13 protein-coding genes are annotated in these 15,403 nt (G+C 47.8%); 12 read left to right on the top strand and 1 reads right to left on the bottom strand.

All coding sequences use genetic code 11. From position 1 onward, the window contains the following. Nucleotides 1-129: 129 nt before the first annotated feature. The 4 genes from M1L66_RS26480 (at nt 130) to M1L66_RS26465 (ending at nt 5,490) form a co-directional block, all read left to right on the top strand. Complete coding sequence (locus M1L66_RS26480) at nt 130-672, top strand: GNAT family N-acetyltransferase (RefSeq protein ID WP_187019693.1); 543 nt, start codon at nt 130-132, stop codon at nt 670-672. Between the two features lie 45 nt (nt 673-717). After that, on the top strand, nt 718-1,710 hold the full coding sequence (locus tag M1L66_RS26475; RefSeq protein WP_187019691.1) for a LacI family DNA-binding transcriptional regulator: 993 nt from the start codon (nt 718-720) through the stop codon (nt 1,708-1,710). A 369-nt stretch (nt 1,711-2,079) separates the two neighbouring features. Beyond that, on the top strand, nt 2,080-3,999 hold the full coding sequence (locus M1L66_RS26470) for a glucose PTS transporter subunit IIA (RefSeq protein WP_434688831.1): 1,920 nt from the start codon (nt 2,080-2,082) through the stop codon (nt 3,997-3,999). Between the two features lie 60 nt (nt 4,000-4,059). Then, the gene (locus M1L66_RS26465; protein WP_187019688.1) at nt 4,060-5,490 is read left to right on the top strand and encodes a glycoside hydrolase family 32 protein; all 1,431 of its coding nucleotides are present in this window, start codon (nt 4,060-4,062) and stop codon (nt 5,488-5,490) included. A gap of 51 nt (nt 5,491-5,541) precedes the next feature. Here M1L66_RS26465 and M1L66_RS26460 read toward each other — a convergent pair whose 3' ends face one another. Next, the gene (locus M1L66_RS26460) at nt 5,542-5,898 is read right to left on the bottom strand and encodes a DUF6176 family protein (protein WP_187019686.1); all 357 of its coding nucleotides are present in this window, start codon (nt 5,896-5,898) and stop codon (nt 5,542-5,544) included. 227 nt (nt 5,899-6,125) lie between these two features. Between M1L66_RS26460 and M1L66_RS26455 the strand changes: the two genes are divergently transcribed. The 8 genes from M1L66_RS26455 (at nt 6,126) to M1L66_RS26420 (ending at nt 15,386) form a co-directional block, all read left to right on the top strand. Continuing rightward, nucleotides 6,126-6,710, top strand: coding sequence for a flavodoxin family protein (locus M1L66_RS26455; RefSeq protein ID WP_434688830.1), 585 nt, complete (start codon nt 6,126-6,128; stop codon nt 6,708-6,710). Between the two features lie 191 nt (nt 6,711-6,901). Further along, nucleotides 6,902-7,744, top strand: a complete 843-nt coding sequence (gene kduI, locus M1L66_RS26450; protein ID WP_002602190.1) for a 5-dehydro-4-deoxy-D-glucuronate isomerase — start codon at nt 6,902-6,904, stop codon at nt 7,742-7,744. A 288-nt stretch (nt 7,745-8,032) separates the two neighbouring features. Then, a complete protein-coding gene (locus tag M1L66_RS26445; RefSeq protein ID WP_187019684.1) occupies nt 8,033-9,340 on the top strand; it encodes an ABC transporter substrate-binding protein in 1,308 nt (435 codons plus the stop codon). A 52-nt stretch (nt 9,341-9,392) separates the two neighbouring features. After that, a complete protein-coding gene (locus M1L66_RS26440) occupies nt 9,393-10,274 on the top strand; it encodes a carbohydrate ABC transporter permease (protein ID WP_434688829.1) in 882 nt (293 codons plus the stop codon). Between the two features lie 4 nt (nt 10,275-10,278). Then, nucleotides 10,279-11,112 carry a carbohydrate ABC transporter permease gene (locus M1L66_RS26435; RefSeq protein WP_002602193.1) on the top strand — a complete coding sequence of 278 codons (834 nt, stop codon included), beginning with the start codon at nt 10,279-10,281 and terminating at the stop codon, nt 11,110-11,112. 10 nt (nt 11,113-11,122) lie between these two features. Continuing rightward, nucleotides 11,123-11,953 carry an MBL fold metallo-hydrolase gene (locus M1L66_RS26430; protein ID WP_434688828.1) on the top strand — a complete coding sequence of 277 codons (831 nt, stop codon included), beginning with the start codon at nt 11,123-11,125 and terminating at the stop codon, nt 11,951-11,953. A gap of 5 nt (nt 11,954-11,958) precedes the next feature. Next, the gene (locus M1L66_RS26425) at nt 11,959-13,881 is read left to right on the top strand and encodes a sensor histidine kinase (protein ID WP_187019683.1); all 1,923 of its coding nucleotides are present in this window, start codon (nt 11,959-11,961) and stop codon (nt 13,879-13,881) included. 2 nt (nt 13,882-13,883) lie between these two features. Next, entirely contained in the window at nt 13,884-15,386 is a 1,503-nt protein-coding gene (locus tag M1L66_RS26420) for a response regulator transcription factor (RefSeq protein ID WP_025531176.1), read from the top strand. The last annotated feature ends 17 nt before the right edge of the window (nt 15,387-15,403 follow it).

The following is a 15,403-nucleotide window of genomic DNA, read 5'->3' as shown; positions in this document are numbered from 1 at the left end:
TGAAAGAAGAGGTCCGGACCCGGTTAAGGCCGCAGAAATCCTGTAAAATCTTCTGTCAGAAGCCCCCGTTGAAAACTTTCAGGAAAAATGGTACACTGTTAGTTACAAAACAGGAACAGGAGAGATATCATGCTATTGAAAGAACCACAGTCCCGCTTCGAGGAGTACTACCGTATCTATGAAGAGTCCTTCCCCAGTAAGGAGCGGAGGACTAGGGAGCAGCAGAGAGACATTTTAAGTCATCCGCGCCACCGTGTCAGGATTAAGGAGGAAGACGGCAGTATGCTGGCGTTTGTGAGCTATTGGGAACTGCCCGGCTGTCTGTTTTTGGAACATCTGGCTACCACGGAGCGATGCAGGGGAAAAGGGTATGGAAAGCAGTTGGTGGAGGAATGCCTTGCCGAGACGGACAAACCCGTGTTTCTGGAGATTGAACCCGTGACGGAGAAAGACCCGATGACGGGAAGGCGGGCCGGTTTTTATGAACGACTGGGCTTTTTCATCAATACGTTCCCCTATATGCAGCTTCCGCTGAAGGAGGAGGACCATCCCATTCCGCTGTGGGTGATGAGTTATGGAAAACCTGTGACAAAAGAAGAGTTTGAACCTTATAAGAATGAAATACACGAGATTGCCTATGGAACGGCTTCTGACCGTTTCCGGCAGAAATAGAGAAAATGACAGCGAACCGGTGCTGCGGTGAATCAGGGGAAGCCGATGAATATTAATGAAATAGCGAAGCTGGCGGGAGTGTCCAGGGCGACGGTCTCACGGTTTTTAAATGACGGCTACGTCAGTGAGGATAAAAAAGAGAAAATAAAAAAAGTGATCGAGGAGACCGGGTATAAGCCTTCCGCCCAGGCCCAGACGCTGAGGACGAAGAAGACGAATCTGATCGGGGTGATTATCCCGAAGATCAATTCCGCATCCATCAGCCGTATGGTGGCGGGGATCAGCGCAGTGCTGTCCAAAGCAGGCTACCAGCTCCTCCTTGCCAATACGGATAATGATGAGAAGGAAGAGGTCAAGTATCTGCGTGTGCTGGCCGAGAACCAGGTCGATGGAATTATCCTGATCGGAACCGTGTTTACGGCGGCTCATAAAAAGGTCCTGAAGGAGCTTGCCGTTCCGGTGGTGATCCTGGGCCAGAGCCTTGCGGGGTATTCCTGCGTCTATCACGATGACTATCACGCAGCATACGACCTGACTTCTCTGCTGCTCGCCCATGGAAAGAACCCGGCCTGCATAGGCGTGCTGGAGCGTGACGAGGCGGCTGGTAAGCGAAGAAAGGAAGGCTTTCTGGAGGCGGTGAGAGACGCCGGAATCGGCGCGGACCGGGTACCCTATGCGGAAGGCAAATTCAGCATGAATTCAGGATACGAGCAGACAAAGCTCCTTTTGCGTGAAAATCCTGAGATCGATTCCATTTTCTGCGCAACGGACAGTATCGCCATAGGCGGTGTGACGTATCTGCGGGAGATCGGAAGGCGGGTCCCGGAGGAGATTCAGATTGCCGGAATCGGAGATTCTGACACAGCACGGGTATGCGTGCCGAGGCTGACCACCGTTCACTACTACTATAAGACGAGCGGGGAGGAGGCCGCGCGTATGCTGGTCAACATGCTGAGCACCGGAGACCAGATTCGCCGGGAGGTGAAGATGGGATATGAGATTGTTTATGGGAAGAGTACGATAGTTCAGGGGGAGTAAAGTTAAGTAAAGTAAAGTAAAGTAAAGTAAAGTCGGATCGGACACAGGATATGGATACTGTTCGGCCCGGCTTATTTTAATTGAAAATTAATGGAAAAATTTAATGAGAAATTTAATGAGAAATTTTAGCGCAAGATTTTAATGGGAAATGTCTTTAAATAGGAAGACCAGCAGATTTTGTGCATTTTATACAAAAAAATAGTTTTTGTTTGTTGTATTGGACGGTTTACAGTAAAGATTGTAGGGTATATAATAAAAACAAGATATGAGATCGATCTCATATAAAATTAAAAGTAAACACAAAGAAGACAGAATAATAAAAGGGAAAAAGAATGGGAACAATTTCATAAGATGTATAGGAGGGTAATTATGGATTACAGGGAATCAGCAAAACAGGTATTTGAATTGATCGGCGGAAAATCCAATCTGATATCGGCAGCCCACTGTGCCACCAGACTGCGCCTTGTGGTGGCAGATGAGTCGGTCTGCAAAAAGGGAGCCATAGAAAATGTAGACGGGGTGAAGGGAGTATTCAGTGCCTCCGGCCAGCTTCAGATCATTTTCGGCACGGGCACGGTGAATAAAGTCTATGAGGAGTTTATCACTGTGGCCGGGATTACAGCCGCATCGAAGGATGAGGTAAAGCAGGCCGCCGCGAAGAAGGGGAATCCGTTCCAGAGAGCGATCAAGGCGCTCGGTGATGTGTTCGTCCCCATTATTCCGGCCATCGTTGCCAGCGGTCTCCTGATGGGACTTTTAGAAGGTATCTGCAAGGTATACCCGGCGCTTGCCGGATCGGGAACCTATACGATTCTTCACCTGATGAGCAGTGCGGCCTTCACTTTCCTTCCTGTCTTAATTGCGTTCAGCGCGGCAAAGGTTTTCGGCGGCAATCCATTTCTGGGAGCCGTTATCGGTATGGTCATGATCCATCCGGACCTCCTAAACGCATGGTCCGTGGCGGGAGCCGAGTCGATTCCGACTGCTTCCGTGTGGTTTGGTCTCTATAATATTAATCTAACCGGTTATCAGGGCCATGTAATACCGGTCGTCATCGCGGTGTTCTTCATGTCGAAGCTGGAGAAGAAGCTGCATAAAGTCGTTCCTGAGATGTTTGACTTATTTGTAACTCCGCTAGTGACGGTCCTTGTGACAGGATACGTAACTCTGACTGTTTTTGGCCCGGTCTTCTCGCTGCTGGAAAATGGCGTCCTGGAAGGCGTGAAGTTCCTGATCACCATTCCATTTGGCATCGGTTCGTTCTTTGCCGGCGCGGTCTACGCCCCGACGGTTGTGGCCGGAGTTCATCATATGTATAATGCACTGGAAGCCGGTCTGTTAAGCTCTGCCGGAATCAACACCTGGATGCCGATTGCCACGGCTGCCAATGTGGCCCAGGGCGGGGCGGCTCTCGCTATAGCCATGAAGACGAAGAATAAAAAAATGAAAGAGCTGGCGCTTCCGGCCTCCCTCTCCGCATTTCTGGGAATTACGGAACCTGTTATTTTCGGTGTGAACTTAAGATTTATAAAATCCTTTATTGCCGGCTGCATCGGCGGCGCCTGCGGAGCCATGGTATCCGGTATTCTCGGTGTCGGCGCTTCCGCTTACGGAATCACAGGATTGTTCGGATTCCTCATCACTACCGACTATGTATGGCAGTATGCGCTGGTCATTCTCGTGGCAGCAGCAGTGGCGTTCTTCCTTTCCTGGTCATTTTTCCACGACGAGAAGGAAGAAAAAGAGGCAAACGATAAAAAAGATGCAGACAACGAGTCTCATGATTCCAAAGAACCTTTCGTGAACACAACCGCAGAAAGTACTCCGAACACGCCTCATACCGTTTACAGCCCTCTGAGCGGAACTGTCATCCCTATGACAGAAGTAAAGGATCCTACATTTGCTGCTGAAGTTCTCGGTAAGGGAGCGGCGGTGGTACCATCTGAGGGAAAAGTCTTTTCCCCGTGTGACGGCACTGTAGTCACGATCTTTGAGACCTGCCATGCGATTGGACTGATGTCCGGAGATGGAACGGAGATTTTAATCCACGTAGGGCTCGACACCGTACAGCTGGGAGGAAAGCATTTTACTCCTCATGTGAAGAGCGGAGACACCGTGAAAAAGGGGGATTTAATGCTGGAATTCGATGCGGAAGCCATTCAGTCGGCGGGATACGATATTACGACACCAGTGATCATCTCCAACAGTTATGCATATTCGTCTGTGGCAATGAGCGTGGAGGGCGCCGTCAGAGCAGGAGATGTTTTGATTACAGTAACCGAAGGATGACCGCATCGGGATTTCCCCAGAATAAAACCGATGCGGCGCCAGATTTGAAAGGAGCCGGCCATGAACCGAACCACCGGAAATGAAACAAAGGACCCTTATCGTTTAAAACTTCATTTGACGCCCCCCGCTGGCTGGCTCAACGATCCCAACGGCTTATGTCAGTATCACGGCACATACCATGCATTTTATCAGTATGTGCCGGAGAACGCCCTGGGAAAGGGGAGAAAATGCTGGGGCCACGCGGTCAGCAGCGATCTGATCCACTGGAAAGACGAGGGCATTTTCCTGGAACCCGACCGTCCCTTCGACCGGGATGGCGTCTATTCCGGATGCGCCTGGACCGATGAAAATGGAATCCATCTCTTTTACACCGGAAATGTAAAGGAAGAGGGAGATTATGATTATATCCACGAGGGCAGGCAGGCCGCCCAGGTATTGGTGGAGACAAAAGACGGAAGCAGGGCGGGAGAGAAGAGGCTGCTTCTCACCAATGATGACTATCCGAAGGACTGCACGCTTCACGTCAGAGATCCCAAGATCTGGAAGGAAAATGGCAGATATCATATGATGCTGGGCGCCCGGAAGAACAGCGGCCAGGGCGCGGTGCTTCTCTATGAATCGGCCGATATGGTGACCTGGGAGTATGTCGGTGAGATGACAACAAAAAATCCATTTGGCTATATGTGGGAATGTCCGGACTGTTTTGAGATGGAGGACGCCGCATTTTTATCCATCTGTCCGCAGGGGCTGCCCCGGGGTGAATTTCAAAATCAGAATGTCTACCAGTCCGGTTATGTCCACCTTAAGGAAGGGATCGCCAAACCTCAGATAGTGGAAGCGGAGGCATTTACGGAGTGGGACAAGGGCTTTGATTTCTACGCACCGCAGACATTTACCGATGAACAGGGAAGGAGAATCTTAATTGGCTGGATGGGGCTCCCTGATATCGAGGGAGAGTACAGCAATCCGACGGTGGGCGATGGCTGGCAGCATGCCCTGACGCTTCCGCGGGAAATCACGTATGAGGCCGGCCGGCTGTGCCAGAGGCCGGTGGAAGAATTAAAGCGGCTGCGCCGAAATGAGAGAGAGGTAAAAACAGGAGAAACCTCCGTCCTTTCTGAGGGGATATATGAGGTAGAGATAGATAAAATAGAAATAAATCAGAAAGATATCAATCAAAAAGGTATCAATGGAATGGAACCGGCTTCCTGCCGTATCTGTTTTAACCAGGACCTGGTTCTGGATTATAAGGACGGAGTTTTCTCCATGAAATTTTTAAACCGGACGGGCGCAGGGCGTACTGTGAGGCGTGCCGAAATCGGCAGTCTGGAGGATATCCGCATCATCATGGATACCTCTGCAATTGAAGTTTATGTAAACCAAGGCAGCACGGTATTCACTTCCAGATACTATCCGGTATCCAGAGAATCTCGTGTCATGATCGATTGTGAGAAGAGCAGAATCAGACTGTGGGACTTAGAAAGTGTCTGATAATTGTGTTTCACTGTCCGGTCAATGGGTTCAGGGGGGATCAGGATTGGTTTACCTGACAGCGTCTTCCATGTTGTCAAGGTAAAGAAGGCAATCCATGATATCCCCCCTGGAAAGATCTATGCATTCCCTCATATAGGCGAAATGCTGTTCATCCAGCCCACTGCCTTGATTGATCGCCTTATCGTTAGAAAAATTCACATCTTCACAGGCAAAAAACATGTAGACATACAGATTGCCGCCTTCCATTGTCTTGAAATACGCCTCCAGATAAGCGTGCTCATCTTTTAACAAGGCCTCTCCTGCCTTCCGGTTGGCGTTTAAGAAATTCAGCCATTCTTCTGCGGTTTCCTCTTTCCCTTTGATGATCTCATACTTATACAGCCTGATATCCATTTCCTTTTTCATGTGTAGGACCTCCTTTTGAAATAGAGTTCTTTTTATTTGAAATATGGTTAGATGTAACTAACTATATTATACATGATTGATGCCTATGCGGCAATCATTCCTTTTAAATTTTATCAGCGCTCTTTTCTTTCGCTAATCATCTGGTATAATAAAACATAATGCTATAGGCGGTGATCATAAAGTAAAACTACAAAACCATAGCGGTATTAAAAGGAGAGACAAAAATCATGGCAAAATTTACGATTGTATTTCACAGTGTCTGCGGAAACACGTATCAGATCGCAGACTGTTTTTACAGAGCGCTTCAGGAGAGAGGGCAGGAGGTGGCTCTTTACAGAACCGCGGATGCCTCCTTCGAGTCAGGGGAAAAGAGGATAGAGGATTTCAAGTGTCTGCAGGATGCAATAGAGGCGGTGCCGGTCATAGAGGAAGCGGCGCAGGTTCTGGGAAGTGATGTGCTGCTTCTCGGTTCTCCGACGTATTACGGATGCGTTTCGGCGCAGATGAAGGCATTTATGGATTCCTTCGAAAAATTGTGGGTGGAAGCGCCTATGGCCGGGATGTATTTCGGGTGCTTCACATCAGCGGGAGACGGATGCGGCGGGCCGGAGCTCTGCCTGCAGGTGATGAATACCTTTGCCCAGCATATGGGCATGGTTCCGATCTCTGTTCCGTGCAATATCAAAGGAGCGGTTCAGCCGGCGTATGGAATCAAACACGTGTCCGGCGAGATGGCGGACCGGGCGGTGACGGAAGAGACAAAAACAGCGGTGCAAAATTATGTGGACCACATTCTGAAGGTCATTTCGTGACGGCAAAAGGCGGACGGAGGAGAGAAAGAAGGGCCTGAGACACGTAGAAAAGATACACAATTTTCAGGAAAAGATGTTCTTTTTTATGATATCTCAAAGAAAGGATTGAATTAAAAACTTCCTTGTGTTACCATGAGATTGGTCAGTTATTTCTACAAATTAATACATATTACAAGGAGGGTTCTTAATAAATGGATATCCGTTATTCAGCCAATCAGAAGGATTTTAAACGTTACACAACAGAAGAGACGAGAAATGAATTTTTAATCGAGAATTTATATGCTGCTAATGAAGTCGTAGCCGTATACTCCCACGTAGACCGTATGGTTACACTGGGATGCATGCCGACTACGGAGACTGTTTCCATCGACAAGGGAATCGACATCTGGAAAAACTTCGGGACAGGCTATTTCCTGGAGAGACGTGAGATCGGTATTTTCAACATCGGCGGAGCCGGCAAGATCACAGCTGACGGCGAAGTTTTCGATATGAACTATAAAGACTGCTTATACATCACAAAGGGAACAAAGGAAGTACTCTTCTCCAGCAACGATGCAGCGAACCCTGCAAAGTTCTACATGGTGAGTGCACCGGCTCACAAGGCCTGCAAGACAACCTTTATTCCGATTGAGAAGGCAGCAAAGAAGCCGCTGGGCGCTATGGAGACTTCCAATAAGCGCGTAATCAATCAGTTCATCCATCCGGACGTTCTTGAGACCTGCCAGCTTTCCATGGGCATGACCGTGCTTGATCCGGGCAGCGTATGGAACACCATGCCGGCTCATACTCATGAGAGACGTATGGAAGTTTACATGTACTTCGAGATTCCGGAGAACAATGTGGTATTCCACATGATGGGCGAAGGAAACGAGACAAGACACATCGTAATGCAGAACGAGCAGGCTGTTATCAGCCCATCCTGGAGCATTCACGCAGGCGCAGGCACCAGCAACTATACATTTATCTGGGCTATGGGCGGCGAGAACCAGGCATTTGATGATATGGATGTAATCTCTACGACGGAACTTAGATAATGTAAATTCCATTGCCGTACAGGATACTTTCTGACGAAAAGAACGGGAATTGGCATAATTGATATGCCATTCCCGTTCTTTTTGTGTTACCTGTCCTGGAGTGTGTCTTAAGAATTTTCTGTGCAGTATCACCTTACAGAGGGGGAAAACGGCCTGAAATATGGATAAAAAATATAAAAATGTTAAAAAATGCAATAAAATATTAGAAATTACAATTCATATTGATTTTTGAAGCTGGTATGATTGTATCATCTTATAGAGAAGGAAAATCGTTCAAAGGAGGATCATATGAAAAGAAAATGGATGGCGGGGTTACTTACAGCAGCAGTGGTAATGGGACTTGCAGGATGCAGTTCGGGAAACAAAACGGAGCCGGCGGGGACTACGGCAGGGGAAGCTGCGGCAGAAACGACGAAAGAGGCAGCGGACCAGAAGGAGGCGGAGCAGGAAAAGGTAGAGCTGGAGCTGTTTCTTTCCAAAACAGAGATACAGCCGGTTATGGAAGAGCTGGCAAAGAAATTTGAAGAGGAAAATCCGAATATCAAGATCAATATAACTGTGACAAGCGATGGGCGGACTGTTCTGCAGACCAGACTTTCAACAAATGAGATGCCGGATCTGCTGAACACCTATCCGGCGGAGCAGTTTTATAAAGATATGTTCCGGGAAGGAATCATGATTGATATCTCGGACCAGGAATTCTTAAATCAGGTATCCCAGGAATCCCGGGATATGACAGTCTGTGACGGTAAGTACTATGCCCTTCCTTATTCGGTCAGCGCATTTGGTATCTACTGTAATAGCCGGTTGTTTGAACAGCAGGGAATCGAGCTGCCAACCACGTATGAAGAGCTGATTGCAGCGTGCGACAAGTTCCAGGCAGCAGGGATTCAGCCCATGGTGTCCATCGATAAAGAGCTTGGCAATATCGCACAGCGGTTTGAGCGTCTGGTCGGAGTCATCAACAATGACAGCAACTCCGAATTTGAGAAAATTGCAAAAGGGGAGATCAAGGCAGAGGATTCCGTAGCTTTGAATACCATAGCCGATGTCATGTATAAACTGTATGGATACAGCGGAGATGACTCCCTCGGTGTTGACAGCAATATCGGATATGCGGCCATGGCAAATGAGGAAGCCGCTATGATGCTGTGCGGTACCTGGGGGCTTACCACACTGAGAAATAATAATCCGGACGTCGATGTGGTTCTGATCCCATTCCCGAATCCGACCGGAGAGAAGACTAATGTTCCGATTAATGTAGACTGTTCCTTCAGCGTATGCACGAATACGAAGCATCCGGAAGAAGCCACGAAGTTCTTGGAATTTTTATCGCGCACAGAAAATGCACAGACCTACTGTGACGCCGATGGAAACCCGAATCTGATCAAAGGCGTGGAATATAAAGTAAGCGAGCATGAGCAGATCAACGCTGCGATTCAGAGCGGAGATACCTTCTTGACCGCAGTTAATTTCTGGCCTAATTCCCTTCGCGAGGAACTGCGGACACCAGTTCAGCAGCTGTTCATAGACGGAGATAAGGAAGAATTCCTGCAGTCCTGCGATACCGCAATAAAGAGCTTCTATAATCAATAAATGACAGGGGAGAGAGTAAACATCTCTCTCCTTTTTTAAAGGAGAAGATAGAATGTCAAAAAGCAAAGCTGATGCAAAAAAGAGAAGGACATTTATGGTATTTACGATTCCTGGTTTCCTTCTGTATTCTGCTTTTTTTATTTTTCCTATCCTGATGGGAGCGTATTACAGCCTGACGGATTGGGATGGGGTAAAAAAGAAGTTCAACATGATAGGAATGCAGAATTACGTGAAGATCTTCCAGGATAAGCAGTTTATCAATGCGCTCGGATTCACACTGAAGTATAGCCTGTTTCTGATTATTCTGACCATTATTCTTGCGGTATGTCTGGCGCTGTTTTTGAATCAATCGGTAAAGGGCCGCGGGTTCTTCCGCTCCATGTATTTTATACCGGCGGTGCTCAGCATGCTGACGGTCGGTCTGATTTTTAATCAGATTTTTTATTATATACTGCCGCCGATTGGAAAAGCTCTTGGAAATCCCACCTTAAGCAAGAGCCTGTTAAGCAGCCCCAGAATGGCGATATGGGCAATTCTCTTCGTCAATTTGTGGCAGGGGCTTCCGATCCCGACGCTGTTGATTCTGGCCGGTTTACAGTCCATCCCCATGGATTTGCTGGAAGCCGCCTCTTTAGACGGAGCCAGGGATTTTCAGAAATTTCGGTTTATCGCGGTTCCGTTTATTTTGCCGGTGCTCAGTGTCGTGTTGGTCCTGACACTGAAGGGTGGTCTGATGGTCTTCGATTATATCCAGAGTATGACCGGGGGCGGCCCGGGCGGAGCGACAAGAAGTATCGCACTATTGATTTATGAACATGGATTTACACAGAACAAATATGCTTACAGCATCGCGGAAGCCATCATCGCAGGTATTATTATCGCCGCGATTTCTGCGGTCCAGATTACATTTACGAATAAGAAGAAGGGGGTGTAAGTACGTGACAAAAAAGAAAAAAGTTCGTATACTTACCTATTTCGTTCTGATTTTGGGGCTGATTCTCATTCTGTTTCCGCTTTATATCACGATCGTGACAGCGTTTAAGACGAATATCCAGACGGCCAAAAGCTTTTTTACGCCCCCTCTCCCTGCAACCATGGAAAATGTGTGGGTAATCCTGACATCAAAGGAGTATTGGTCCGCCTTTAAGAACACTGCGTATATCACCGTGTTTGTGCTTCTGGGCAATATGATTATCATGCCTGCCATGAGCTACGCCATAGCGAGAAGTATGCCGTCAAGCCGTGTCTACCGGTGGATCTACTATTTTCTCCTGCTGGGAATCTTCATTCCGTTTCAGGTGAAGATGATGCCGTTGGTTAAGATGATGAGTTACCTGCATATGTTAAATCCCACGGGTCTGATCATTCTGTGCATCTCCAGTTCTACCTGCGAAAGTGTATTCCTGTTGGTCGGATATATGGGAGCGATTCCCCAGGAGATGGAAGAGGCGGCTTATGTAGATGGGGCCAGCACGTTTCAGACCTATACGAAAATTGTGTTCCCGCTGTTAAAGCCCATGCTTGCAACGGTTCTGATTAAAATGGCGCTCTGGACGTGGAACGATTTCATGCTCCCGCTGGTTACCTTAAACCGCTCCTGGAAGTACTGGACGCTGACATTGTTCCAGTATAATTTTAAGACGGAATATATGATTAACTATGGCTTGACCTTTGCAACGATTCTCATGTCCATGCTGCCGATTCTTATCTTTTACGCGTTTATGCAGAAATACATTATCAGCGGACTGACCAGTGGTGCCGTAAAATCATAGGAGGCTGTGAATGAAAATACAATATCTTGGAACCGCGGCAGCGGAAGGCTGGCCAGGGATCTTCTGTAACTGTCCGGTATGCAGGGAGGCTGTCAGAAGAGGCGGTAAAAATATACGGAGCCGCAGTCAGGCCCTGGTCGATGATTCCCTGTTAATCGATTTTCCGCCGGATTCCTATTACCATATGATTCAGTACCACGTCCCGATGGCGGCCGTGCAGAATATTCTTCTGACTCATGCCCACCAGGACCATTTTTATCCCCTGGACCTGACCATGAGAGGAAACGGATTCTCGGATGAGGTAACGGGAATCCTTCAGATCTATGGAAACGAATTATGCTGCGAATGGTTCGGGGAGGCCGTGAGAACCGCATCTCCATACATGGAACTGGATCGCAGACTTGCCTTTCATACCATAACGAAATTTCAAACTCTGAATTTACAGGGATATACCATTACTCCCCTTCCTGCGCTTCATGACAGGAGGCAGAACTGCCTGATCTATCTCCTGAAAAAGGACGGGAAGAAACTGCTGTATGGAAATGATACCGGCTGGTTTCCGGATGAGACCTGGAGGTTTCTGGAATGGGAGGGGCACCTTGACGGAGTCAGCTTAGACTGTACCATGGGAAGGCAAAAGGAGGGAACCAACCATATGGGAATTCCGGATAACCGGGAGGTCATAAAACGGCTTAAATTGTATGGATGCGTGGATTCGGATACGAAAATAGTGATCACCCATTTTTCCCATCATGGCGGTGTCCTTCATGAGGAATTGGAGCAGGAAGTGGGAACCGATGGCTGGTATGTGGCATACGATGGCTTTTGCCTGGAGATATAGTGGAGATGAAAAAGCTTACAAGAAAGGTAGAAACGCTGCTGCGGGGAATATCCATACGGCAGAGGCTGCTGTCTCTTGGACTGATCGTGCTGGCTGTGGCATGCGCCTGTCTGTTTTATCTGACGCTCAGATCGGTACAGGTGACCAGGGCGACCATCCGGAACAGTAACTCTACGGTGGTGACTGTCATCTCCATCAACCTGGATGACTGGCTGAGAGATTTGTATATTGCCACGAAAATGCCGATTCTGCAGGCGCCGGACCGGACGGAAATCTATAATTTTCTGACCGCCAATCAGGGCGATATTACAAGAAGCTCCAGCGAAGACCGGTATACCTATTTCTATAATGCATATAAGGAATGCTACGCCCTGATGGAAATGAATTCCCGCGTTTCGACGATTGATATTACAGACTTAAAGGGAAATTACTTAAGAACGCTTTCCACGGAAGATCACGATATGGTATATAAAGAGATATCCGGAAATTACTATTATATGCACAGCTACGTGATGGGGAAGATGAATCTGGATAAAACGTGGACGGAGCGCGTCATGAAGCTGCGAGGCCGGATGTACTGCCTTCCTAAGGATCTGATTGAAGGGACAGACCATTTCATAAAACAGGATACTTCGTTCTATGCAGCTCGGGCGATCGTGAATTCCGACACGGTAAGACCGATCGGTATGATCCTGATCCGATGTGACGTAGAGCCGCTTCTGGACTATTTCAAAGATAAACGGACGTTTTCCAGCCAGAAGCTGTCTGTTTTTAACCGGGAGGGAGAATTGCTGTTCGGTGATTTGGATGCAGAATACACATCGGAACTTTCACGGGCGCTTTCCTTTGGGGATGACAACAAAAAGACATCGGCCCGTTCACAAAAGCTGAATATCGGAGGCAGGCGGTATCTGGGCGATTATACGGTGACAGCGGAGGGATATACAGCGGCCGTCCTGACCCCTTATGATGTCTATGTGGAATATATCATACGCCAGGAACGGGCATTTTTTATTTTCATGTGCCTTGTGCTGGCAGGACTTGCCGTTTGCTTCAGCAGTATTGTGAACAGTATCAGGAATCCCCTGCGCCATTTAGAAGCGGCCTGCAAGGAGGTGGAAAAGGGGAACTTTTCGATAACACTGGATGATGAGGGAAAGGATGAACTGACTCATTTTTCAAAGTCCTTCGAGACCATGACCTCCGAGATTCAGCTCCTGATCCAGGAAAAGTATGAGCAGAAGCTGCAGTATAACCACCTGGAGATCCAGATGCTCCGGGCGCAGATCAATCCTCATTTTTTATATAATACGCTGGAGAGCATATCTGCTGGAGCCTATTTGAAAGGAGAAAAGGAGCTTGCCTATATGGCTGTCCTTTTAGGGCGCAGTCTTCGCTACAGTATCTCCCAGCCGGATGATACGGTTACCGTGCGCCAGGAACTGGACGAACTCCACGATTATATGGAGCTTCAGAAAATCCGCTATAAGGAGCAGCTGAATTTCTGTGTCAGCATAGAGGAAGAACTCTATGACCACCGGATTTTGAAGCTTCTGCTGCAACCGCTGATTGAAAATGCGGTCTACCACGGCATCAGCATGCAGACGCAGAACGGCAGCATTGAGCTGCTGGGATATGTGAAGAACGAAAAAATCATCTTTAAGGTCATTGATAACGGTCCGGGGATTGAAGAACCGTACCTGACGGATTTGAATGATTACATACAGGGGAAAAATGAGAAATTTAAGACCATAGGACTGCGCAATGTAAACCGGAGGATACAGCTGTTTTATGGATCGCAGTATGATGTCCATATCGAATCCAGTCCCCCTTTCGGAACCAGTGTGATCGTGGTTATTCCCGCAAGGGCATATGCTGCGTCGCTTGCGGCAGGGGGCCTGGCTCCATTTGCAGAAAGGAAGATGTGAATTTGCAGATTTTAATAGTTGATGACGACGATGCGATCCGTGCGGTTATACGGAAATTTATAAAAGAGGATTCCCAGTGCAGTTTTGCGGCTGTCTTTGAAAGCAGGGATGGGATCGAGGCATTTGAAAAAGTATGTATGTATCCTATTGATATTATATTTACCGATGTAAAGATGCCAAGGTGCTCCGGAATCGGACTGATGGAACGGCTTAACGGTCTTCAGTATGATGGGCAGATCATAGTGATCAGCGGATTTGATGATTACGAATACGTCCATTCGGCACTCCGTTATGGGGCGGTGGACTACCTTCTGAAGCCGATTGATCCTGACGATTTTTCCATGGTCCTTCAAAAGTGCATGAGAAGCGCAGAGCGGACAAACTATCTGAAAAAATTTTACAACCACCAGATGGGGCTGGAAAAGCTGATGCTGATCCAGCAGCACCGGGTGGAACAGCTGATGCAGAACGATAAAATCGATGAACTGGTCTCGGAATACGCCGGAGATTCTGTCATGGTTCTGCAGGAGGTGTTCCGCGGCTATCAGCCCAAAAAGGAGGAGACCGAGACACTTTTTATCGCCACTCAGAATGCGTATGCAAAGGTCAGCAGCAGTTTTAAGCTGCTGCAGGGGATTTATCAGGGACTCTGGGTGGTGATCGTCAATGATATCAGTAAAAAGCAGTATGAAAAGCTGAAAGTAATGCTAAAGAAAAAATATAAATATATTGCAGTCAGCGATTTATTCTGCCTTTCCAGTGCAGACCATGTCTTTGACCAGTGCAGACAGGCCCTCAGCCTGACCTTTTACGATTTCCCGGACAAAGGAACTGATGAAGGAGAGTCCTCCGCGGGCCTGGTGGATGAGGTATGCCTTCATATCTGTAACGGCAGCTTTGACGGGCTGCAGAAGTCCTCGGAGAAGCTGTTTGCCTATCTGTGCAGGTCCAGAAAGAATGTAGGAGATACGAAGAAGCTGCTGTCTGATATCGTGTACAGGGTGATGGCGAAGGACAACGGGTTTATCCGGGTCATCAGCCATTACAAACTGACCGATATGGACCTGGTAAATGTCATACAGACAGCGTATTCGGCTTACGATTTATATAAGCGTTTTCTGGAGCTGTGGCATCAGTATATTTACGATTACCACGAATATGCAAAAGAGAGTGCAAACAGCTTTATGGTTCAGAAAGCGGTCCGGTACATTGAGGCTAATTACAGGAAGGAAATTACACTCCCGGATGTGGCTGACGAGGTGAAGCTTCATCCCAATTATTTTTCTACACTCTTTAAAAATGAGACGGGAGTGACTTTTGTCCGTTACCTGCGCCGATACCGCATCCAGAAGGCGCTCCAGCTGATGAAGGACTCGTCTCTGAAGCTGTATGAGATTGGAGAGCTGATTGGGTACCCGGATACGACTACCTTTTATCGTGTCTTTAAGGAAGAGATGGACATGTCCCCCAACCAGTACCGCAAGATGATTGATATCGATAAATAAGTGCACGGGTATCAGTA

Source organism: Hungatella sp. SB206, assembly GCF_051132295.1.
GTDB lineage: Bacteria > Bacillota > Clostridia > Lachnospirales > Lachnospiraceae > Hungatella > Hungatella effluvii.
The sequence above is the reverse complement of the archived record's forward strand: the minus strand, read 5'-3'. Positions and strand labels throughout refer to the sequence as shown.